Genomic DNA, 24,477 nt, shown 5'->3' on the forward strand with positions numbered 1-24,477 from the left:
TTATGGTATTTTTTAAGCATTAAGTGCTCAATATGTATTACTTTAAACCAAAAAACAGGTTTCAATTCAAGATCAAAACCTGTTTATATATCAAAATATGAAATACGTTTTAAGAATTACATTCTAATTATGATGTCTTTAGAACCTCTTTCCAACACTCAATTGAAATTCTGTACGGCTGTAATCCATATCAATAATTGGATAAATCAAAATTGTATTTCCATCCCCATCAACAAAGTTATCTTCTAACTGATAAGGGCTTTCAGTACTTTTCCATTGACTATAAATTACTGCAAAATCAGCATAGAAATTATTATTTCTATACCCTAAACCTCCTGAGTAGAAAGACCTGCTTTGATCTACAAAACGATACTCTTCCTTTGTCGGATCTTGGTAGTAAGCATAACCTGCTCTAAGCATAAAGTTTCTACTCAAGCGATACTCACCACCTACTCTAAGATTAATTGTATTTCTATATTCTTCACCCAAGATATAATTATCCCCAGCGAAATTTTCTTCTATACGTTCTTCATTGATGGTATTTTCAAAATAATAAGTCGTACCATTGCTTATTTTCATCGCCGAATAGCCTACATATTCTACATCAAGAGTAATGAAACCTTTCTTACCAAGGAAACCTGAAATACCACCTGAAGCTTTCCAAGGCGTATTCATATTATAACGTGTTCTGATTTCACTATGATTAGAAACTCTTGTTCCGGAATATCTTTGAGTATCATTGACAGCATTAGGATTATATAAATCTAAACCGTCAGGGTTGTACACATAAGATTGACCATCTTTAAAATGATTCGCTTGGTATGTTGAATCATTCCATGTGTAATCTGCAGTTCTTTGTAATGAAGCACTGTAATAATCATTTAATGCATACCAAGTTGGAGAAGTGAATGTAGCTCCTACTCGAATAGCATCTATAGGTCTCCAAATTAAACCAGCCTGAAAGTTGATACCCCAACCAGTGGTACTAAATGATTCTCCTAATCCTAAATAAGTCAATTCTGAATCTCTTAATTCTACGTATTGACTATTTTTAGAATAGCTCACATTCTGAACACCCATCTTCGCCCCTAAATAGAGTTTATCATCAAAGTTTCCACCGTAGGCAAAGGCAGCTTCGTATTGACCACCTCTTGTTTCAATCATTTGTGATCTTTGAGTTATCCTTGATGTCGTAAAACCATCTGCATCACGCCCTATGTTATAATAATAAGCATTTGGATCTTGATAGCTAGGATCGTTGGCATCAGTGTAAAATATCGGTTTGATTAAATCTAATTCGTAAGCCATTCCTCCAAATGAAGAAGCCCCAAAACGCTTTTCTACATCCATAAACGCTTGAGATGATCCATAGGCTGACTCCTCAAACGAATTTAATATTGAAGTTGGGTTACCACTTCTATCCGTATAAGAAACATCAGAATTAAAGTCTGCAATACGATTTAGAGTAATTGCAAATGCTCCTCCTCTCCATTTACTTCCGTCTCCATTCGATGATTTTGAACTAGAAAAAACGGCGCCTAGCTGTGGCAAGAAGAATCGTGTTTGCCCCGCATCTCCTGATATACCTTCTCCTGAAGCAGAAGAATTTGTCAATCCAACTCCAGCCGATAAATGATATTCTGATTTACGCATAAACCCCAATCCAGCAGGGTTTAACATTGCATGCGATACGTCACCTCCCAATGAAACTCCCGCTCCACCTAATGCTCTAATACGGGCTGATCCTGTAGGGTTTTGCTGTGAAAAACGAACAGCATCTCTGTAATACCCTACGGGATAGAAATCCGCTCCGGACTGTGCACTAACAGAAAATGATAAGAATAAGGATAGTGCGATTAATAAAATAGGTTTGATAAGATCTTTTGTATTCATATTAGTTTGATGTATTCTCAAAAAATTGGGAGTCAAAAACACATTCTTCTATTTAAGGATAAGAATATATTATTCTAAGTGATATTTAGTAATAGAATCGAGTTAAATACCTATTCAAAGTTAGTTAATAAGTTGATTTAGACAATTTGAATAAGTACTTAATGATGAATAATTGACCAAATGAGAATCATCAGCTTAGTAATACTGATGATTCTTAAATTAAAGTTACAAAAAAGGATGTCCCTTTACGAAACATCCTTCAATATTTTTTATCTGAATAAATTATCTTCTTCTCACTGAGCGACCTGCAGAACCTGTACTTCGTCCTCCCATAGATGATGGAGAAGAACTTCTGAATGATGAATTACTGTTCGTTGGTCTTCTAAATGAACTATTGTTGTTAAACGGACTGCTACTTGGTCTTGAAGAACCAAAACTAGTATTAGGTCTTGTTTGTGTAGCAGAAGGTCTTCTTGTTGTACCTACCCCATTTGAAGCAATAGATTTTCTATATCTTTCAGGATACTTGATTCTATTCGTTGAAGCAACCCCATTTGGTCTAGCCACTGAAGGTCTACGTCTAACATCACTGCCTGGATTAACAGGAACATAAATTGGATATCTTCCATAACCATATCCTGGATAGCCATAACCCGGATACATACCTCCATACATTGGATCATACATACCACCATAACCATATCCTGGGTACATGCCGCCCATGCCGTACATTGGGTGTCCCCATGGGTACATACCTCCCATGCCCATGCCATACATCGGGTACCTCCATCCTGGATACATTCCCATACCCATGCCCATTCCTATACCAAGGCCTAAGCTAAAAGCGGAGTTGTTTCCAAAACCAATTCCAATACTTGTACCAGTACCAAATGTACCAGCAGACATTCCTAGTGATACTGAAGGGTTAGAGAAGAAACCTCCACTCTTCTTACCACCTTGTTGTTGCTCTGCAATACTCATTCCTTGAGTCGCTTCCATGTAGGCATTTCCTGTAGTAGGAATTGATGAAGGAATAACACCTTCATCTGTTACATAATAAGGATATCCATATCCTGTGCCTACACCATCCGGGTTTGAAAAACGACTTAGTTGTTCTTGTCTTTCAGGGGTGTTAGGAAAATCGTGATTTGCAATATCCGAAGGTAACATTGCAGGTTTTGCACTAAGTGCTTCTCTGTCAGCTTTTGTGAAATACATGTCATCGAACTCCTGACCGAAGGCAGAAGACACTGCAAGTAATGCACTAATAGCCGTATATATCCATTTATTCATAATAAACGTGGTTACTATTTTATAAAAACATCAATGGGAGCAAAATTCTATTATATTTGTGTTCCGATTGAACTCAAAAAAATAGGTTAGCATTAGCTTATAAACAAATATAAGAATTATAAGCAATATTACACTAATCTTTAACAGTTCAAACGACAATTTATATACTTGATTGTAACCACTTTCAGAAAGTTTTATAATAGATCATGGCAAAAGGCTTACCAAAAAGAAGCGACGATTATTCAGCTTGGTATAACGAGTTGGTAAAAAAAGCAGATCTTGCTGAAAATTCAGCAGTACGTGGATGTATGGTTGTGAAACCTTACGGATATGCGATCTGGGAAAAAATGCAACAGACATTAGACAAGATGTTCAAAGATACTGGACACTCTAATGCTTATTTTCCTTTATTAATTCCTAAATCTTACTTAAGTAAAGAAGCGGATCACGTGGATGGTTTCGCAAAGGAGTGTGCTGTAGTAACACACTACCGTCTTAAGAATGCAGAGGACGGTTCTGGCGTAGTTGTGGACCCCGAAGCAAAGTTAGATGAAGAATTGATCGTACGCCCCACATCTGAAACAGTGATCTGGAGTACTTATAAAAACTGGATCCAATCGTACAGAGATCTTCCTTTATTGGTAAACCAATGGGCTAACGTAATGCGTTGGGAAATGCGTACGCGTTTATTCCTTCGTACTTCTGAATTCTTATGGCAAGAAGGTCATACGGCCCATGCTACTGAAGCAGAAGCAGTTGCTGAAACAAAACAAATGTTAGAAGTATATGCTGACTTCGCTGAAAACTTCATGGGAGTTCCAGTTGTTAAAGGTGTAAAAACGGCTAACGAAAGATTTGCAGGTGCTGTTGATACGTTCTGTATTGAAGCCATGATGCAAGATGGTAAAGCATTACAAGCGGGTACTTCTCACTTCTTAGGTCAAAACTTCGCGAAAGCATTTGATGTGAAATTCTCTGACAAAGACAACAAGTTAGAGCACGTTTGGGGTACTTCTTGGGGTGTAAGTACACGTTTGATGGGAGCATTAATCATGGCTCACTCAGATGACGAAGGCTTAGTATTACCTCCAAAATTAGCTCCTATCCAAGTGGTGATTGTTCCTATCTACAAAGGACAAGAGCAATTGGATGCGATCTCAGAGAAAGTAAAAGTGATTCAAAAAGAATTACAAGCTTTAAATATCTCAGTGAAGTTTGATGACAGAGACTCATTACGTCCAGGATTCAAATTCGCAGATTGGGAATTGAAAGGTGTTCCTGTACGTATGGCAATGGGACAACGTGACCTTGAAAACGGTACTGTTGAGATTGCTCGTCGTGATACTAAAGAGAAAAATACGTATCAATTAGACAACGTGGTGGAGACGGTAAAACAACTTTTAGAGGATATTCAAGCGAACATCTACCAAAAAGCATTTGACTACCGTGAGTCTCATATCACAAAGGCAGATACTTTTGATGAGTTCAAAGATCTTTTGGAAAACAAAGGTGGTTTCATTGCAGCACACTGGGATGGAACAGGCGAGACAGAAGATAAAATCAAAGAATTGACAAAAGCGACAATTCGTTGTATTCCTTTAAATAATGAGCAAGAAGAGGGTGCTTGTATCTACACTGGCAAACCTTCTACGCAAAGAGTTCTTTTTGCTAAGGCTTATTAATACAGATAAAAATAAAGCTTGTGCCTAAAATCATAAGCTAAAAATTATATTAAACGGATGGTATATGTAAATTACAGATACTATCCGTTTTGTTTCTTTCAGTATTTTAAAACAATAAAAAATTATGGACCATCTTAATCCAGTAATTATACTTGGTGCTAGTGGCATGGGTAAAGCCGCTCTAGACATTTTCAAAAGTCAAGACATTATTGTTTACTGCTTTCTTGATGCAGACGAAGAACTTCATGGTGCTGAAATTGGTGAAGTTTCTGTAATGGGATCTCCTGAAGATGGAGGATTCTTAAAGCATATCGGCAAAAAATGTGATGCTTTCGTTGCTATTGAAGATCATGACACTCGTCAAAAAATAGTGAAGACGCTCAAAGAACGTCGTAAAGTGATGCCTGTAAACGCGATTCATAAAGATTCCAGTATTTCTTCATCTGCCTTCTTAGGTTATGGTAACTTCATTAATGCAGGTGCTAGAATTGGTTACGATGCTAAAGTTCCTGACAACTGTATTATTCACAGTAACGCTGTTCTTGAGCATAATGTAACGCTTGATGACTTCGTTTCTATTGGTTCGGGTGCTATTATCGGATCAGGAGCTAAAATCGGTAAAGGTGCTTTTATCGGTTCGGGTGCTATTATTTCTTCTAATGTTATTGTAGGAGAAAATGCTAAAGTTGCTCCAGGTTCATTAGTAATGACAGAAGTGAAAGCGAATACTACGGTATTTGGCATGCCTGCGAAGGAAATATAGAATTTGAATTAGCCGTTTCAATTTCAGTGAATTCGTTTGAAACTAGCTAGAGGGTAGACATATAGCTCTACCCCTACATCCCTCTTCCCTCCCATGAGACTTATCTCCCATCCGGTTTTATGTAATTATTATGTCACGTATAGGTGCAATGCCAAATGTCATTTTTGTGATATATGGGAAAAACCTTCTCCTTATATCACTTTAGAACAGGCGGAAGAGAATTTCAAAGCTTTAAAAAAGCTAGGTGTTCGCGTCATCGATTTTACAGGAGGCGAACCTTTGTTACATCAAGAACTACATTTACTTCTCGCTTTAGCCAAAAAATACGGCTTTATAACGACTGTTACTTCCAATGGTTTGCTTTACCCTAAAAGAGCTAAACAACTGAAAGGGTTGATTGATATGCTTCACTTTTCATTGGATTCATATGATGCTCAAACGCATGATGAAGGAAGGGGCGTAAAGTGTTATGATAAAGTAATGGAGTCCATTGACATTGCTCTATCTTTGGGGGAAAAACCTGATATTCTTTTTACGGTGATGGATGATAATGTAGGGGAGATTGAAATGGTTTATCAGAATATTACTTTTCCTAAAAACCTTGTATTAATACTCAACCCTCTTTTTTCATATGGAGATATTGGTGGGGGGCTTTCTGAAAGTACCTTAAATGCATTAGACCAATGGAAAAATAAGAAGAGGGTATTTTTGAATGATGCATTAATCAATCTCAGAAAAGATGGAGGCAATAAAATTGAAAAGCCAATCTGTAAAGCAGCGAGTAGCTGTATTGTAATATCCCCTAAAAATGAATTGATCCTTCCTTGTTATCATTTAGGGACTCAATCCTTTCCTATTGATAATAATCTTACTGAATTATATCAATCAAAAAAAATTCAGGAAATCATCCAAAATGAAGGACGACTTCCTGAATGTGAAGGCTGTGCTATCAATTGCTATATGCAACCTTCTTTTAGTGTTGAGATCAACAAATATTTTTGGCAATCACTTCCAAGCACCTTCAAATACAACTTATGGAAAGGTACATGGAAGCAATTGTTTTAAATGCTACATTCTAGGATCTTTATTATTAGAATACATTCTAAACCCTACACCCCACTCTACAAAGTCTGCTATAAAACCTCCAGGCGTTTTTAAAGCTAAATGAGCAAAGAACTTACGAGAAAAATCGTAGCGGCCTCCTACTCTTGCATACCATCCTCCACGGCCTTCTACATTTGTAAATGGAATTCCGACTTGTGTCACCAAGGTAACTCTATGGATCAATAACTCATGTGAAAAGTGAATTCCTGCATACCACAACTTACTATTCGGTACGCCATTGGGATATTGAGATTGATATTCTTCAACCAATGACCCATCATGAAAGGCATCTATACCTATTCCATATTTACCCTTATAGCTATAATGTCTTGCCACATCAAATGCTATTGTACCCACACCATAATACAGTTCACGATCTTGAATATCATAAGGTGAAGTACTCCAACCACCAGCAACAAAAGTATAATATTCCCAAAACGGCTTAAACTCTCCAAAAGTGTGATCAATATATGCCAATCGAGGGTCCTTTTTACTATCTACAAATTGACTCCCTTTTTTGGGAATATAGGTATTGAAGTTATACTTAATACCCGCATTCAAACCGTATAAGTTTACCCCTTTATTAGGTGTTCTTGTTCTTCCATTTGAAAAATGAGTAAATAAAAGACCTACGGTACCGTCTATTCTCGGTGAGATCTTAAACTCCCCCTCTACACTTACAGTAAAATAAACATTGAACTCACTACCAATTGCGGTCTGATCTGGGTTATCCTTTGGATCATAGCCAAAGAAGTCATAAGCCAAACCCACGCCTAAATCATACATTAAACTCCATTTTTTGTACCTTCTAAAAGGAGCATTAAAAAAGCCGTACATTGCCGAAGGACTCCCTAAAATATTAGCCTCAGGAAAGAATGTAGCTTGATACAAACCGAATCCATAGTTAGGGTAACCAAATAGTTTATGCCATTTTTTTCTACCATACCCTTTCCATCCTACCCTCAATTCTAAAGCAGAGAAATAGTTTTGTTCTACTTCTTCCAAGCCATCGACTCCTGTTGAAAAGTGCCCACCAAAATGTACTTTAGTTTGTCCAAATATTTGCCTTGGGTAGGTTTTATTTGCATCGGTAGTATCCGCTTTGAGGAAATCCCAAGTCTGAGCATAGAGAGTTAAAGTGGAAAAGAATAGACAAATAGTGAGAAAGTGCTTTAAATATATCATTGATAATTGGGTTATTTAAAAGAAGAGATTGATAGTAAAAATAAAAAAAAAGCCAAGATTTAATAAATCTTGGCTTCAATGTTTTTCAACTTTAGCTTCTAATCTAAAATTAAGCAGCAAGTTTGTTTACGTGCTTCGCTAATTTAGATTTCTTGTTCGCTGCGTTTTTGTTATGAATGATGTTACGCTTAGCTAACTTATCAATCATAGATGCAACTTTGCTATAAAGCTCAACTGCCTCACCGTGATCTTTTGTTTCACGTAAACGCTTAACAAAAGTACGAGTAGTTTTTAGTTGATATCTATTTCTCAAGCGTTTCGCTTCGTTAGAGCGAATTCTCTTTTTTGCTGACTTATGATTTGCCATTATATATATGTATTAAAATTCTTAGATAAAGCTTGGAATACCATCCTCACGAACTTCTCCCAAACGGAATGCAAAAATATCGTATTTATAATTAATAAACAAGTAACTTACCCGTTAACAACGATAAATATCAACTATCTATCAGTCTATTACCTCAAAATTCGTGTATTTTTGCAATACTTTAGGAATCATTATACCTTTTTCAGTCTGATTATTTTCAAGAATTGCGGCTAAAACTCTTGGTAAGGCTAATGCTGATCCGTTTAAAGTATGCAGTAAAGACGTCTTTTTATTATTGTCTCTATATCTCAATTTCAAGCGGTTAGCTTGGTAGTTTCCAAAGTTACTGATTGAACTTACTTCCAACCAACGTCCTTGTGCTGCAGACCACACCTCTAAATCGTAACAAAGATTGGCGTTCACACCTAAATCTCCACTACATAATAACAATCTTCTGTAAGGAAGCTCTAATTTTTCTAAAAGCATCTCTACATGTTTTGTCATTCTTTCGTGTGCTTCCTCAGAATCCTCTGGTTTTTGGATCTCAACAATCTCCACTTTGTCAAATTGGTGAAGTCTATTTAATCCTCTTACGTGAGCACCCCATGAACCTGCTTCTCTTCTGAAACAAGGTGTATGCCCTGCCATTTTCTTTGGAAGGTCATTTTCTTGTAATAACTCTCCTCTGAACATGTTGGTGATTGGCACCTCAGCTGTTGGGATTAAGTAAAGGTCATCTGCACCCATATAATACATTTGCCCTTCTTTATCTGGCAACTGACCTGTACCATACCCAGAAGCTTCGTTGATAAGGATTGGTGGTTGTACTTCCATATAACCTGCGTCAGTTGCTTCATCTAGGAAGAAACTAATCAAGGCTCTTTGCATGCGAGCTCCTTTCCCTTTGTAGAATGGGAATCCTGCTCCAGTTACTTTATTTCCTAATTCAAAATCAACAATATCATATTGCTCTATCAAATCCCAATGAGGTTTTGCATTTTCAGGTAAAGTCGGTTTTTCACCACGCTCATACATTACTTCATTATCCTCATCAGTTTTCCCTACTGGAACTTGTTTTCTTGGAATATTTGGTATTTGATAAAGTAATTTTTGTAATTCTCCCTCAAGCTCAGATACTCTTGAACTCAAGTCCTTTGCTTTTTGTTTATTTGTTGCAGCAGATGCCTTCGCTGCTTCAGCCTCGTCCTTTTGACCTGACTTCATAAGCATACCAATTTGCTTAGCGCTTTTGTTGGCTTCTGCTTGAGCATCATCTCTATCTTTTTGAGTTTGACGTCTTTCCTCATCTAACTCAAGAACTTTATTTATTGTAGCTTCAGGTTCGTCGAAGAATCTTTTTTTTAACCCTTCGATTACTTCCGCTTTATTTTCAGATATATATGAAACTAATAACATTTTGTTCTGTATTATTTGAATTTTGACTGCAAATATAGTTAACTTTTAGGTGGAGAACTTACTTAACTCATGTGAAAAAAGAGAAATTACCCTAAAAACTATCCATGGATCCTCACTTACTGGAATACACATCAATCATTGCCTACATTATTACGGGAATTGTTGCAGGTATAGTTAATACACTTGCGGGTGGAGGGTCATTGTTTACATTATCTTTATTGATGTTTTTAGGGATGCCTGTAGGCATAGCCAACGGTACAAACAGATTAGGAATACTATTTCAAAACTTCACAGGTGCCTATACTTTTCATAAAAATAAACTTCTTGATATTCCCTCTTCTCTTAAATACCTCATTCCATCACTTATAGGTGCTGTATTTGGAGCACTTACTGTAGCTGATATAGATGAAGAAACTTTACAATATGTTATTGGTACTTTGATGGTACTGATGCTCATACCGATCTTTAAAGGAGGAGAATCCTCTCAAACATTTGCTATGAAAGTTGGCCAAAAACCTAAGTTTCAATACTGGAGAGATAATATTATTTTCTTTGCGATTGGGTTTTATGGCGGGTTTGTTCAAGCAGGGATTGGAATCATGATTTTGGTGGGAGTTTCAAAATTGGGAAAAATGACGTTGATTAGAGCTAATGCAATCAAAATGCTAATTATTGCCACTTACACTCTTCCTGTATTTATAGTTTTTCTTCTAAAAGGACAAGTAGTATGGATAGCCGCTATCTTATTAGCTATAGGTCAGGTGATAGGCACATGGTTTGCAGGTAAGTTTGCATCAGGATCTGAAAAAGCCAATACTTTCATTAAATGGCTTCTAGTATCTATGGTTGTTATCTCAATATTAAAAATGTTTCATCTAACAACATGGCTCATCAATTGTTTTCAATAAAAAAACTTTCCGTACTCTTTTTCGCTTTTTTCGTACTATTCGCATTGAATGACGCTAGTGCTCAAAAGAAAGAAAAAGAAGAGGAAATAAATACTTATGAGGAATACCTAGACAAGCAGAAAAAGGTAACTAATACGCCATTAGATAAACAGCGATCTAAACGTAACATGAAAACAGCGGGCAAGGTTGATTCTGATGTAAGACTGTCTGACAATGCTCGTAAAAATGTCTCTAAAGACATGAAAAAATTCAAACCTTATATCAATGCGACTTCTGCAAAACAAAAAACCAAAAACAACAAGAAAAAGCTTGGTAATGCTGTAGAAGTAACGATTGATAAGAATAAAGGAAAAAAGATGAATAAAACAGTTGCAAACCATAAAGGGTATGTAATTGTAGAAAGAAATAAAGGAAAAAGAATTAATAAAGCTGCAGCCAGCTACAAAGGAGGATATGTAGTTGTTGAAAAAAATAAAGGAAGAAGAGTAGGTAAAAAAGCCGCACACTATAAAGGGTATGTTGTTATCGACCGTTCAAGAAATCGAAGAATTGCAAGACAAGCCGCAAACTTTAAACCTAACTATATAAAAGTGAAGCAACAGCTTACCCTCACAAAGATGTATTACGGCAAAGGTCATGGTAAAAACTCTTATAAGTTTGTTCAGAAGCATCGTTTTGCCCCTCACTTCAAAGATATTCCTCAAAGAACTACAAAAGGGAAGTCAAACAGCATGAAAGAAAAACCTATAAAGTACACTTACTCTAAAGAAGAAGCTGAAATATGGAATTAAAAAATCAAAAAGCTTGGAGGGTAAAGGTTTATAAATGGTTTCTTGTCTTAGGGCTAGGTTTTATTTTTTGGTTACCACTCACTCACTACCAAAACGATTCAAAAGAGTGGAGTAGAACTATTACTGATACTGTTTTCATGACAATTGGTCTTAATTTAATCATGTATAAAAGTATCAGAAGAAAATTCATCAATAGCGATAAGGTGAATTAAGTATTCAACCAAACTAATATAAATGGTAATACAAAGAAGAGAAGAAACAAGTATACAAACCCAAAAATTCTTTCCTTCGCAGCAAAAAAGCCTAACTTACCAGCGTACCATACTGGAACTCTTTTCAAAGTTGGTACAGTAGTAAAAATGATTACCCCCAATACATTAAAAAGGACGTGTGTCAGTGCAATCTCAACACCAAATTCTGTACCCGTGGCTAGTGCTGCAAATAAAGCGGTAATAGTTGTACCAACGTTTGCCCCCATAATAAACATATAAGCTCTTGGAAGCGTAATTTTTTTACTTGCTGTCAAAGGAACAATAAGAGATGATGTAATAGAACTTGACTGTACAATAGCGGTAAGAGATATCCCAGAGAATAAACTCACTGCATCATTTTTAAAAAGTGCATTAACAGATTGTACTTGAGAATTGTTGATAAAAACTTCTTTGGTCATTCCTCCAATTAACTTCAGAGAAACAATTAACATAAGAACTGATATCCCTAAAATAGCCCATGGATAATCCGTAAGAGAATCAAAAAGAAGGTGACTGATTTGATCTATACCTATATTTAAACCCTCAAAACGAGTATTAGTATTCGCTATTGAGAGATCTTGTTTAAAGAAATTACTTGCAATAGATTGTGATAAGTTAGACAAAAATCCGGTTGATAGCTCTAACGGCAAGAAAATTAAGGCCACAAATATATTGAAGAAATCATGCAGAGCTGCTCCTGAAAGTGCTCTCATGAAAATACTTTTATCATCTATATAACTCAATGCCACAATAGTACTCGTCACAGTAGTACCAATGTTAGCCCCCATTACAATAAAAACAGCGTCGTCTAATGACAATTTCCCTAATCCAACTGCTCCTACTACTATAGCGGTAACTGCCGAACTGCTCTGAAAAACTGCCGCCCCTAAAAGGCCTATAAAAAAATAGATAAATGGATTATGCTCTACTGCTACTAATTCTTCCGCTAACCCTGTTCCTAAAAGAGTGAAAGCAAATTTCATTGTTCCAAATGAAATGAACATCAAGTAGAACGCACAAATCACAAATATCGTCTTCTTTGCTATAACTCTATAATCAACATTCTCCAAGTCTATATTATTTATTGCCTGTTTCAAGTATAAAACCTAGTCTATTTCGTAAGTTTGTAAAATTAATAAAAGAAGTGTTGTAACTACTCTCTGTAATATTAATAAAAAATGAATTAATATTTATTTAGAGTAATCAGTTAAACATCAATTTTCTTACCATTTAAACCATTTTTCTTGTGTTTTTATATCTAATACCAAGTTTGCTTGCCGCCGATCGATACGATGTTTTACCCCCTGAAACCCAAGCGGCCATAAAAAGTACAAAATACTATCTTGTAGAAGACCTAAGAACGGCACGCCGGTTTATTGGTGGTTGGAAAATTGAGGGTATTACAGTACAAGATCTTCATTTTCAGATTTTAGACAAAAAGACAAAACCAGAACAGGTTAAAAGCTTATTCAAGAATGTTCCTAAAGGTGAAAATATTGGAGTAATTTCTGAAGCAGGTTGCCCAGGTGTTGCAGATCCTGGTGCATTAGCCGTTCAGTATGCACATCAAAATAAAATCAAGGTAAAACCATTGGTGGGTCCGTCCTCTATTTTACTTGCCCTAATGGCTTCTGGATTGAGCGGTCAAAAATTTGCCTTTCATGGTTATATGCCAATTCAAAAAACTGAAAAAATCAAAGCACTTAGAAGATTGGAAACTGAGTCAACTAAATTCTATCAAGCTCAGATTTTCATGGAGACTCCATTTAGAAATACAGCGATGCTAGAAGACCTTTGTGAGCACTTAAATCCCAACACAAAACTTTGCGTTGCTTCCAACATACAAGCAGAAGATGAATATATTAAAACATTCACCCTGAAAGAGTGGAAATCTAAAAAGGTGGATATCCATAAAAAACCGACTATTTTCATCCTTCAGGCATAATTATGATAAATAAGGATAGTTCCATACTACTATAATTATCATGAATTAATACTGAATGTTATCAGAATAATATTATTCTGATTATTTCATTACAATATTTATAAGCTTTCAATTGAATTTGGAAGCTTTTTTTTATGCCTCAATTTCCTGTTTTAATAATTCACTAATTAACACTTAAAATAAGACTAGTGAATTACGAAATCGTTAAATATGAAGCTTTATTTTTACCATTATCATAAATAATAAATTATTTTATTGAAAAGTTTGTATTTAAAATTAATATTCTCTTACTTTGTATCAACGAAAAGGGAAATAGATTAAACGAATCGCAAAAACCCTTCAAAAAAATTGAAATAATACTGTAAGGTGATGAAACTGGCAGACATGCCCTCCTGTCTCGGGGGTGGAGGTTCACAATAAACGCTTGGTAATGGGTTGACCACTAAACGTGCGATGCATACACGATTTGTCAAGAGGCTAAGTACTCCGTGAAGGTTCGAATCCTTCCCTTACAGCAATTCTTAACGTAACGACGTTGAGCATAACTTTTGAAATACACTGTAAGGTGATGAAACTGGCAGACATGCCCTCCTGTCTCGGGGGTGGAGGTTCACAATAAACGCTTGGTAATGGGTTGACCACTAAACGTGCGATGCATACACGATTTGTCAAGAGGCTAAGTACTCCGTGAAGGTTCGAATCCTTCCCTTACAGCAATTCTTAACGTAACGACGTTGAGCATAACTTTTGAAATACACTGTAAGGTGATGAAACTGGCAGACATGCCCTCCTGTCTCGGGGGTGGAGGTTCACAATAAACGCTTGGTAATGGGTTGACCACTAAACGTGCGATGCATACACGATTTGTCAAGAGGCTAAGTACTCCGTGAAGGTTCGAATCCTTCCCTTACAGCAATTCTTAACGTAACGACGTTGAGCATAACTTTTGAAATACACTGTAAGGTGATGAAACTGGCAGACATGCCCTCCTGTCTCGGGGGTGGAGAGTTTACGATAAACACTTGGTAATGGGTTGACCACTACACGTGCGATGCACACACGATTTGTCAAGAGGCTAAGTGCTCCGTGAAGGTTCGAATCCTTCCCTTACAGCTTTAATTTAAGCTTCCTAGATTCTTTTAGGAGGCTTTTTTTATTTGCGACACTTTGTACGAAAGATAATACGACATTACTTGCTTCTACAAAAAAGCCAATATTGATATTATCAAAAGTATCGGTAGGTCGGTGATAATGTTCATGCTCTTCGACTCCGAAATAAATAAAAGGTATCCCCTTCTTATGAAATTCTCCATGATCTGAAAGAAATACCCAATTATTCAATCCATCATCTCTTTTTCGATCATGCCCATATTTGATAGAAAGATCGCAATATTCTAAAGTAGCATTAATGTATTTTTTATACTCTGGGTAAAAGTTAGTTCCTGTAACAAATAACTTCTCCTCATCGCTTTTAGAAATCATATCCATATTAACAAAAAGATGTATTGATGCTTTAGGAAGCAAGCCACTATTGACAAAATAATTGGATCCAGCACATCGCATTTCTTCAGCATCAAATGATATAAATACAATAGGAAGTGAAGCGGGATTAAGTTTTAGTTCTGTTGCTATTTCCAATAAAGCTGCCACGCCTGATGCGTTATCATCTGCCCCATTGTAAATATCTCCTGCGTAAACTCCTAAATGATCATAATGTGCACCAACTACAATACACCCTTGATGAGGATCTTTAATTTCTGTACCTTCTAAATAACCTATGATATTATGTCCTGTAGGTTTTACATTATACAGTCTATAATAAAACTGAAAAGTCTGAACATATGAAGAATCTAAAGGTTTTAAACCTATTTCTTTAAACTTATCGACAATAAAATCACGAGCCATTCGTCCTCCTTTAGTATCCGTTTTCCTACCTTCGAAAGCATCAGATGACAAAACTCTGGTAGTTGTTAATAAAGAGACCGAATTAATTCTTGATTCTTGTGCAAAACAAATCGAAGTGATTGAAAATATGGTTAAAGATAGAAATACTCTAAAAGCGGACATAAAAAATCATTTATCGGAAGGATAAATATGGAAGAATATTTTCTATATCTTTTAATTTAATCATCTTTATTTTCAATAAATCCTCAATATCTTCATATTTTCCATGCTGTTCTCGGTATTTTATAATCCATCTTGCTTGCTTATAGCTCAAATAAGGATGCGTAGCGAGTTGCTCATAAGTAGCAGTATTAATGGGAATTTTCTTTAAATCTTCTGGAACAACAAACACCTGAGAAGATACTGACTCAAACAATAAAGAATCAATACCATACACTTCTTTCAACTGTTCTTTTTGATAAAAACTTCCTCCTAACCTTTTCTTATGCTCCAGAATTTTTTGAGCTTTCACATTACCAATCCCCTTTAGTTGTTTCAATTGATCTAGGCTGGCAGTATTCAGGTTTATCCTTAGTAGTTTTTCAACAACAACAGCTTTCTGTTCTATGTTTTCTATAGAGATATAGTCTTTGATGACATAATATAATGACGAATCAACACCGTAAAGTTTTGATACATCCTCTGCTTTATAAAACTTACCACCCTTCGCTCTATAATTAATCAAGCTTTTGATAAAGTAAGGAGAAAGATTCATTGCAATTAAAGAATGTTCTTCAACAGTGTTAGGATCAAACTTTTGTAATGCTAATGCTTTACTTTTTTTCTTTCTCATTGTTGCGAAAGAAGTTGAGGAAGAGACATTTGAAAATTTCTTCTCATAAACCTTCTTTTTGGGGAAAATTAGATACGGAAGAAGTTCATCCACTTTACTTTTATCAATGTTATAAATCGCATAAAGATCATATTTGGAATAAAAGTGTCCTCCCTTTAATCTATAATTAACAATTCGATTGGCTATTTCTTCTGAGAAATGAAGCTTCATCCAGTCTTTTACTTTAAGATGATTTGGGTTCACTTGCCCTAATAATGAAAAGTCATTTTTTTCATGTTCTTTATCTAAGAAATGAACTTCAATTTTATGAGAAGCTACTTCAGCGTCACCGGGGAATAGATAAGAATAAATCTGATGAGAATAGAGAACTATAAAAACAAATGGAATGAGAATAAGAAGGCTAGCAATTTCCCTTCTGTTTGAAGAAAACTGATGAGAGAGGTCTTTCAACCATTGACTTTTCATGCTGAATAGTTAGTTATTGATGAATCATTAAGTATGGAAGCATGTCTGAAAATTTATGTTCAGACATGCCTGTTCTATTACTTGATATCGTACTCGTATAATCGATACTTTTCAATTATATCTATCAATTTGGAAGGATACTTTGGATCTGTGGCATACCCTGCCTTTTTTAATCCTCTAGCCCAACCTTTATAATCTGTTATCTTTAAATTGAATAATGGAGCATACCAAGATCTTGTTCTTAAGAAATCACCATGATCTTCATAAGAATCCAATACAGAGTTATATACTCTGAAACACTCATTAGGTCTATCATCATCATAGCGGTAAGAATCTCCATTCCAATTACCGCCACACTTAATTCCAAAATGATTATTAGTAGCTCTTGAGAGTTTACTATTTCCAACTCCAGACTCTAATAACCCTTGAGACAAAGTAATGCTTGCAGGGACTTTTTTCTTATGCATAGACTCTATAGCGTAGGGACTATACATATCAATATATTCCTGTACCGTTAGCTTCTTACCAGGAGGAATTTTATCCTCTACTCCTTTCTTGGCTTTTGCCGTTTCATTTTTAGTATCAGGAACGTAATTATTATTCGCATTACCTCCATTCTCTGCCAAAAGCTTTTTATTTCTCTTTTCTACTCTATTAGAGTAAGTGTATTGACTCAAACTTGCACATGACGTAAAAAATAAGAAAACAGCGGCACAAGCTGGGATAAAAAATTTAGATGTTCTCATTCAAAAAATAAAATAAAAAAAAGCTCAAGTCTAAAATTAAACTTGAGCTTCAATGTATTAATATTTATCTATTAAAGCAATTGCTTTAATAAACTTGTTAACGAACATTTCTCGTCTAAGAATTGCTTCAATTCGCTAATCGGAAGACGGAATTGGTCCATTGTATCTCTTTCACGAACTGTTACTGTGTTGTCCTCCAATGTTTGGTGATCTACAGTGATACAGTAAGGAGTACCGATTAAGTCTTGACGAGTGTAACGCTTACCAATAGCATCTTTCTCTTCGTAAGAAACGTTGTGATCGAACTTGATTTCGTTCATTGCTTCTCTTGCTTTTTCTGGTAAACCATCTTTCTTTGTCAATGGGAATACCGCCGCTTTGATTGGGGCTAAAGCAGGGTGAAGTTTCAAGAATGTTCTTGCTTTACCTTCCACCTCTTCTTCAGTGTAAGCACCTGTCAAGATCGATAAGAACATACGGTCCAAACCTACTGAAGTTTCCAATACGTAAGGAACAACGTTTTTCCCTAACTCATGATCAAAGTACTGTAATTTTTTGCTTGATAACTCTTGGTGAGCACTCAAGTCAAAATCAGTACGTGAGTGAATTCCTTCTAATTCTTTTTGACCGAATGGGAATTTAAACTCAATATCAACAGCGGCGTTAGCATAGTGTGCTGTTTTTAAGTGATCATGGAATACATAATTGTCAGGATTACCTACAACTGTATGGAATTTCATACGTTGCTCTTTCCAGTATTCATACCATTTCATTTCTGTACCTGGCTGAATAAAGAATTGCATCTCCATTTGCTCGAATTCACGCATTCTGAAGATAAACTGACGTGCAACGATCTCATTACGGAATGCTTTACCAATTTGAGCGATACCGAATGGAGGACGTTGTCTTGAAGTATTCATTACGTTCAAGAAGTTCACAAAAATACCTTGTGCCGTTTCAGGACGAAGGTAGATTTTGTTAGAGTCACCAGCCACAGCACCTAGTTCAGTAGAGAACATAAGGTTAAACTGACGAACATCCGTCCAGTTACAAGTACCAGAGATAGGACAAACGATATTGTTTTCTTCAATGATCGCCTTTAATCCTTCCATATCTTCGTCCTCTAAAGCTTGTTTGAATTTCGCTTCGATTTCGTCGATTTTCTTCTGGTTTCTAAGAACGTTTGGATTCGTAGCCAAGAATTGCTCCTTGTCAAACGCGTCACCAAATTTCTTTTGAGCTTTTGTTACTTCTTTTTCGATTTTAGCTTGATATTTAGCCATTAAATCTTCAATAAGAACGTCTGCTCTATATCTCTTTTTAGAGTCTTTGTTATCAACCAATGGATCATTGAACGCATCAACGTGGCCAGAAGCTTTCCAGACTTTAGGGTCCATGAAAATAGAAGCATCGATACCCACGATATTCTCGTGCATTTGTACCATAGATGCCCACCAATACTTCTTAATGTTGTTTCTTAACTCAACACCATTCGATCCGTAATCATATACTGCTTGAAGTCCACCATAAATTTCCGATGAAGGAAATACAAAGCCGTACTCTTTTGCGTGAGAGACAACTTTTTGGAACATATTTTCTTTGTCTTGCTTTGCCATTTTCAATGATCTGTTCAAAAATTCAGCCCCAAAATTAGCAAATCAGAACCATTAAACCATTCATTCTTCAATATATCATCCTAATTTTTCTGAAATCCATAAAAAAAGAGTTTGAATTTATTGTTCATGAACAAATAAATATGCAAACCCTTTCTTTATGAGCTTATTTTAAGCGTTAAAAGTCATTCACAACTAAGCCATTGTACTCACTTTTTGCTCTTTATTTTTCTTCTTATTCTGATAATCGAAATAAACGAATCCAGCTGTTACCAGCAACCCTGTAATTACTCCAACCGCCACAGAAAAAGTATAATCCAAACCAAAACCTTCAGGGGCTACCAATATATAAGTGACGACCACTGATGTCATAAAGAATGCAGGTGCAATGACATACCAATAGATCTTCTTTTGATCCATCAAATACTTTACAATTGTCCATAAAACAATCGTAGCCAATACTTGATTAGACCACCCGAAATATCTCCAAATCACACCAAAATTGATCTGCGTCAACGCCACCCCAGCAATAAAAATTGGGATAGTGACCATTAATCGTTTTACTAATTTATCTTGATTGAATTTAAATGAATCTGCAATTGTTAAACGAACGCTACGGAAGGCCGTATCACCGGAAGTAATCGGTGCCGCTACTACACCCAACACCGCCATAAATCCACCTACTTTACCTAGCATTGTAGATGAAATTGTATTCACTACCCAAGCAGCATTATGACCTTCTATTGCCATTGTATCTCCCAACTCTCTTACTCCTCCAAAAAATGCCATTGCTACTGCAGCCCAAATCAACGCCACAATTCCTTCTGTAATCATTGTTCCGAAAAAGATTACTTTGCCATCCTTTTCATTAGAAATACAACGAGCCATTAATGGTGATTGAGTGGAATGAAAGCCTGAAATTGCTCCACAGGCAATAGTGATAAATAATAATGGAAAGATGGGGTACTTATCAGGATCAGCCTGCATATTATGTAAGTTGGCCACTGACAATTCTGGAATTGTATAATCTTCTATCATTAATGCCCCAAACAATCCTACTGCCATCACTAAAAGTGACAGTCCAAACAATGGATAGATCTTACCAATCAATTTATCAATAGGAATCATCGTCGCCAACAAATAATATAAGAAGATTACTGTAATCAAAATAGTCACATCAACTCCCGTCAGCCCATTTAAAATAGTGGCTGGTCCTTTCACAAAAACAACTCCAACTAAAAGCAATAAAATCACAGAGAAAACTCTCATAAACTGCTTCACTCCATTCCCTAAGTATTTTCCTACAATTTCTGGAATACTTGCTCCACCATGACGAATTGCCAACATTCCTGAAAAATAATCGTGCACTGCTCCTGCAACAATACATCCGAAGACAATCCACAAGAAAGCTACCGGTCCCCAAAGTGCTCCCGCGATTGCTCCAAAAATTGGCCCCAAACCCGCAATATTCAAGAACTGAATCAAAAAGATCTTACCCAACTTCATGGGCACATAGTCCACTCCATCTTGTTTTGTAATGGCGGGTGTTTCTAATGAAGGATCAGCACCAAATTGTTTTTCGACATATTTTCCGTAAACAAAATAGGCTACGATTAAAGTAATAATACTTAGTAGGAAGGAAATCATTTCATCTAGTTTTTAGAAGATTAAAAAGTTGATATGCAATTTATTCTCTAGAAGGCACATTTGCACTTTTTATTTTAAATAAGTACTCGAATTGAGAGGTTAATGTACTAATAGATACATCAATAGGTAAGAGAGGTTCATTCACTATTGCTACAAAAAAGAAAAACTTTGAAATGACCATGATGAGATCACTTCAAAGTTTTTATATCTATAAATCAATTCTTTTGACTTAAGTACTAAGACTTACGCACCCAAAATATGGATTCCAAAGAATTTAGATAAAATCGTAATTACTGTAATAGAACCTAAAATAAATGGTGCTAAATATTTTAATGCGAAAATAGTATACTTTCCAATTAATGAATCACCAAATCCTGGATTACCAATCTCTACTTCTTTCTTAAAGTTGTCTCCTCTCCATACCCAAGCGGTATAAACAGAAATCAAGAATCCACCTAAAGGTAAGAAGGTATCCGATGCCATATCTTCAATGAAGTCCATAAAAGATACAGGGTTTTCTGAGCTTGAGTATTGTACAAATTCTGTAAAGAAAGGTACTGTACCATTACCTAGCATAGATGGGATACCTAAAAGGAAAATACCTAAACCTACAATCCAAACTGTTCTTTCTCTTCTTACTTCGTATTCATCCACTACATAAGCAACTGGCACTTCTAATAATGAAACGGTTGAAGTTAAAGCGGCAAAGGATAATAATACAAAGAAGAAACCTCCAATCACTCTACCCAATACTGGACCAATAGATTCAAACGCACCTGGCAATACCGTAAAGATAAGACCGGCTCCTCCACCTTGTCCTTGCAACCCTTGAGAAAATACAAAAGCAAACATCATCAAGCCAGCAATAAAGGCAATACCTACGTCTGTCAATAAGATCATAGTAGTAGAAGTTACAATATTGTCCTTCTTACCAACATAACTACCGTAAGTAATCAAGGCACCCATACCCAATGATAATGAGAAAAAGGCTTGCCCCATTGCACCATAAGCTGTTTCGAAAGTAATGGCATTAAAGTCCGGTACGAGATAATAAATCACACCGTCTATTGCTCCTTCTTGCGTCAATGAATACGCCATTAATGATAAGATAAGGATCAATAAAGAAGGCATTAAAATCTTTGATGCTTTCTCAATACCACCTGATACACCTTTGGCTACAATATAAATTGTTACCACCATGAAAATAGAAGAGAACACTAAGTTCAATTGCCAGTTTCCGATAAAGGCTCCAAAGTTCTGGCCTAGCTCAAAGTTTCCGGCAAACATCTCGATGGCAAAACCTAATGCCCAACCGGCTACTACGTTATAAAACGAAAGGATTAATATCCCTGTAAGTACACCTAATTTGCCCAATGCTGACCATGCTTTATGACCATTTTCAGTAAAGGCTCCTACTGCATTTTTATTGGTTTTTCGTCCGATTGCCACCTCTGCCATCATTACTGGAAAGCAAAGCATAAAGCAAAACGCTAAATACATCACAACGAAAGCTCCTCCGCCTCCATCGCTTACTTCAAATGGAAATTTCCATATATTACCTAGTCCTACAGCTGACCCCGCTGCGGCTAGTACAAATCCAATCTTATTAGAAAATCCTCCTCGGCTGCTGTCTTTTATCCCCGCCATATAATTTTAAAAGTTGAGTCTGATAATTTTAGTTTACAATGAGCTCATTGTAGTATCCTCGTACAAATAGTGTTGAAGACGTAGTAAATCAAACCGCAATATATGCACTTATATGTTTATGGGCCAATAAATTAGTGTATCACAATTAAAATATTATCACTTGTTATGTTGAATATCCTTAAAAGTTTGCGACACTGTATTTTTACGAAATAATCTTCTTAACTGAATAAAAAAAGAGGAATACATCGCTCTGACCTATTCCTCCTTTCTAATCTATATAATAATAGAATTAACCAATAAGGTGTATCCCAAAAAACTTCGATAAAATGGTTACAATCGTAATTGAACCCAAAATTAATGGAGCTAAGAACTTCAATGCGAAAATGGTATACTTCCCCATTAGAGAGTTTCCAAACTCTGGATTTCCTTTCTCAACTTCCTCTTTAAATTTATCTCCTCTCCAAACATAAGCTGTATAAACCGCCACAAGGAATCCACCTAATGGTAGGAAAGTATCTGATGCTAGATCTTCAATAAAGTCCATAAAGTTCACTGCTTTTTCTGCACCATGATAGTGTACAAAATTTGTAAAGAAATCTACGGTTCCATTACCCAACATAGAAGGTACGCCAAAAAGGAAAATCACAAACCCTACAATCCATACCGCTCTATTTCTTCTTACTTCAAACTCATCCACTACATAAGATACAGGAACTTCTAATAGTGATACCGTAGAAGTTAAAGCAGCAAATGATAATAAAACAAAGAAGAAACCTCCAATGATTCTACCCAATACTGGCCCGATCGACTCAAATGCACCTGGCAATACTGTAAAAATCAAGCCGGCACCTCCACCTTGTCCTTGAAGACCTTGAGAGAAAATAAATGAGAACATCATCAGACCTGCAATAAAGGCAATACCTACATCCGCTAATAAAATCATAGATGTAGCCGACACCATATTATCTCTTTTTCCAACGTAACTACCATAAGTGATCAAGGCACCCATACCTAATGACAATGAGAAAAAGGCTTGTCCCATTGCTCCATAAGCCGTTTCAAAAGTGATTTCACTAAAATCTGGAATCAGATAAAACTTCACTCCTTCCATGGCTCCTTCTTGCGTCAATGAATACGTCATTAAAGCTAAGATTAAGAACAATAAAGAAGGCATTAATATTTTTGATGCTTTTTCAATACCACCCGATACACCTTTGGCAACAATAAAAATCGTTACAAACATAAAGGCTGTAGAGGTAGCCATATTGATATGCCAATTTCCAACAAATTCACCAAAATGTTGTCCTACAGAAAAGTTACCTGAGAACATTTCCCAAGCATAGCCCAATGCCCATCCAGCAACAACATTATAAAAAGACAAAATCAAAGAGCCACTTAATACGGCTAAAATTCCTATTGGAGCCCATTTCTTATGCCCGTTTTCAGCAAATGCACCTACTGCGTTTTTATTCGTCTTACGGCCCAATGCAATCTCTGCCATCATCACAGGAAAGCACAGCATAAAACAAAATGCAAGGTACATTACCACAAAGGCACCTCCACCTCCATCACTTACTTCAAAAGGGAATTTCCATATATTTCCTAGTCCAACTGCTGAACCTGCTGCCGCTAAAACGAAACCTAGTTTGTTTGAAAAGCCTCCTCGACTGCTTTCTTGGATATTAGCCATAATCGTTTAAATAATAGAATACGAATAGTGTAAATCAATCAATGAAATTGTTTAGTCTATAACTTTCTTGCAAGGATACATTGTTATGTTCTAATTATTCATTTTTATATGGATTTATTTAATACTTATCTGATGATGAATAAATTATTTCAAAAAAGTCAAAATAATATTTTTTAAAAAAGCTATTATTTAAAATTAAATTTCAGACAGTAGTATACTATTCTTTAAGATGTAATAATTGTTTGAGAGTGTATTAATTGAAGTTGGAAAGATATGATTTTCAAATTGAATTACCTTAATACAGTACAAAAAATTCAATATTATGCCTGATTAA

20 protein-coding genes are annotated in these 24,477 nt (G+C 35.9%); 7 read left to right on the forward strand and 13 right to left on the reverse strand.

The annotated features are described in order from the left end of the window. Nucleotides 1–138: 138 nt before the first annotated feature. Nucleotides 139–1,893, reverse strand: coding sequence for an OmpP1/FadL family transporter (locus PL77_RS19350; RefSeq protein ID WP_044209072.1), 1,755 nt, complete (start codon nucleotides 1,891–1,893; stop codon nucleotides 139–141). A 282-nt stretch (nucleotides 1,894–2,175) separates the two neighbouring features. Next, entirely contained in the window at nucleotides 2,176–3,186 is a 1,011-nt protein-coding gene (locus PL77_RS19355; protein ID WP_044209075.1) for a hypothetical protein, read from the reverse strand. Between the two features lie 206 nt (nucleotides 3,187–3,392). Here PL77_RS19355 and proS point away from each other — a divergent pair, with 206 nt between their 5' ends. From proS to PL77_RS19370, 3 genes are all read left to right on the forward strand, one after another. Further along, nucleotides 3,393–4,868 carry a proline--tRNA ligase gene (gene proS, locus PL77_RS19360; RefSeq protein WP_044209077.1) on the forward strand — a complete coding sequence of 492 codons (1,476 nt, stop codon included), beginning with the start codon at nucleotides 3,393–3,395 and terminating at the stop codon, nucleotides 4,866–4,868. 124 nt (nucleotides 4,869–4,992) lie between these two features. Beyond that, complete coding sequence (locus tag PL77_RS19365; RefSeq protein WP_044209080.1) at nucleotides 4,993–5,631, forward strand: NeuD/PglB/VioB family sugar acetyltransferase; 639 nt, start codon at nucleotides 4,993–4,995, stop codon at nucleotides 5,629–5,631. A 93-nt stretch (nucleotides 5,632–5,724) separates the two neighbouring features. Continuing rightward, a complete protein-coding gene (locus PL77_RS19370; RefSeq protein WP_044209083.1) occupies nucleotides 5,725–6,696 on the forward strand; it encodes a radical SAM protein in 972 nt (323 codons plus the stop codon). A 3-nt stretch (nucleotides 6,697–6,699) separates the two neighbouring features. Here the strand turns inward: PL77_RS19370 and PL77_RS19375 are convergent, their stop codons facing one another. From PL77_RS19375 to serS, 3 genes are all read right to left on the reverse strand, one after another. After that, nucleotides 6,700–7,920: an acyloxyacyl hydrolase gene (locus PL77_RS19375; protein ID WP_044209086.1), complete on the reverse strand. Its 1,221-nt coding sequence runs from the start codon at nucleotides 7,918–7,920 to the stop codon at nucleotides 6,700–6,702. A gap of 109 nt (nucleotides 7,921–8,029) precedes the next feature. Continuing rightward, nucleotides 8,030–8,287 (reverse strand): 30S ribosomal protein S20, encoded by a 258-nt coding sequence (rpsT, locus tag PL77_RS19380; protein ID WP_044209088.1) that lies wholly within the window; start codon nucleotides 8,285–8,287, stop codon nucleotides 8,030–8,032. A 141-nt stretch (nucleotides 8,288–8,428) separates the two neighbouring features. Continuing rightward, nucleotides 8,429–9,703 (reverse strand): serine--tRNA ligase, encoded by a 1,275-nt coding sequence (serS, locus tag PL77_RS19385; RefSeq protein ID WP_044209091.1) that lies wholly within the window; start codon nucleotides 9,701–9,703, stop codon nucleotides 8,429–8,431. Nucleotides 9,704–9,807: 104 nt separating this feature from the next. On the opposite strand from serS, the gene PL77_RS19390 reads away from it, so the two are divergent. Genes PL77_RS19390 through PL77_RS19400 form a run of 3 tightly spaced genes read left to right on the forward strand, consistent with a single transcriptional unit; the run spans nucleotide 9,808 to nucleotide 11,614 of the window. After that, nucleotides 9,808–10,611, forward strand: coding sequence for a sulfite exporter TauE/SafE family protein (locus tag PL77_RS19390; protein WP_044209094.1), 804 nt, complete (start codon nucleotides 9,808–9,810; stop codon nucleotides 10,609–10,611). Further along, nucleotides 10,587–11,402, forward strand: a complete 816-nt coding sequence (locus tag PL77_RS19395; RefSeq protein WP_044209096.1) for a hypothetical protein — start codon at nucleotides 10,587–10,589, stop codon at nucleotides 11,400–11,402. Before PL77_RS19390 ends, PL77_RS19395 begins: the two co-directional genes overlap by 25 nt. Beyond that, a complete protein-coding gene (locus PL77_RS19400; RefSeq protein WP_044209098.1) occupies nucleotides 11,393–11,614 on the forward strand; it encodes a hypothetical protein in 222 nt (73 codons plus the stop codon). The genes PL77_RS19395 and PL77_RS19400 overlap by 10 nt, the downstream gene beginning before the upstream one ends. Here PL77_RS19400 and PL77_RS19405 read toward each other — a convergent pair. Continuing rightward, nucleotides 11,611–12,750 (reverse strand): Na/Pi symporter, encoded by a 1,140-nt coding sequence (locus PL77_RS19405; RefSeq protein ID WP_156152440.1) that lies wholly within the window; start codon nucleotides 12,748–12,750, stop codon nucleotides 11,611–11,613. The two genes, PL77_RS19400 and PL77_RS19405, sit on opposite strands and share 4 nt — an antisense overlap. Nucleotides 12,751–12,899: 149 nt before the next feature. Between PL77_RS19405 and PL77_RS19410 the strand changes: the two genes are divergently transcribed. Further along, nucleotides 12,900–13,598, forward strand: a complete 699-nt coding sequence (locus PL77_RS19410; RefSeq protein ID WP_044209101.1) for an SAM-dependent methyltransferase — start codon at nucleotides 12,900–12,902, stop codon at nucleotides 13,596–13,598. 1,107 nt (nucleotides 13,599–14,705) lie between these two features. Here the strand turns inward: PL77_RS19410 and PL77_RS19415 are convergent. The 7 genes from PL77_RS19415 to PL77_RS19445 form a co-directional block, all read right to left on the reverse strand. After that, entirely contained in the window at nucleotides 14,706–15,665 is a 960-nt protein-coding gene (locus PL77_RS19415; protein ID WP_052444565.1) for a M20/M25/M40 family metallo-hydrolase, read from the reverse strand. A 10-nt stretch (nucleotides 15,666–15,675) separates the two neighbouring features. Beyond that, the gene (locus PL77_RS19420; RefSeq protein ID WP_044209104.1) at nucleotides 15,676–16,800 is read right to left on the reverse strand and encodes a ComEA family DNA-binding protein; all 1,125 of its coding nucleotides are present in this window, start codon (nucleotides 16,798–16,800) and stop codon (nucleotides 15,676–15,678) included. A gap of 77 nt (nucleotides 16,801–16,877) precedes the next feature. Continuing rightward, nucleotides 16,878–17,546, reverse strand: coding sequence for a glycoside hydrolase family 73 protein (locus PL77_RS32415; RefSeq protein ID WP_052444566.1), 669 nt, complete (start codon nucleotides 17,544–17,546; stop codon nucleotides 16,878–16,880). Between the two features lie 71 nt (nucleotides 17,547–17,617). Next, nucleotides 17,618–19,162, reverse strand: a complete 1,545-nt coding sequence (locus PL77_RS19430; protein ID WP_044209107.1) for a glycine--tRNA ligase — start codon at nucleotides 19,160–19,162, stop codon at nucleotides 17,618–17,620. Nucleotides 19,163–19,354: 192 nt separating this feature from the next. Beyond that, entirely contained in the window at nucleotides 19,355–20,806 is a 1,452-nt protein-coding gene (locus tag PL77_RS19435; protein WP_044209109.1) for a carbon starvation protein A, read from the reverse strand. A gap of 243 nt (nucleotides 20,807–21,049) precedes the next feature. After that, nucleotides 21,050–22,453: a sodium-dependent transporter gene (locus tag PL77_RS19440; RefSeq protein ID WP_044209111.1), complete on the reverse strand. Its 1,404-nt coding sequence runs from the start codon at nucleotides 22,451–22,453 to the stop codon at nucleotides 21,050–21,052. Nucleotides 22,454–22,742: 289 nt separating this feature from the next. Then, complete coding sequence (locus PL77_RS19445) at nucleotides 22,743–24,143, reverse strand: sodium-dependent transporter (RefSeq protein ID WP_044209113.1); 1,401 nt, start codon at nucleotides 24,141–24,143, stop codon at nucleotides 22,743–22,745. Nucleotides 24,144–24,477: the final 334 nt, after the last annotated feature.

Origin of the sequence: Flammeovirga sp. OC4, assembly GCF_000812565.1 — a bacterium.
GTDB lineage: Bacteria > Bacteroidota > Bacteroidia > Cytophagales > Flammeovirgaceae > Flammeovirga.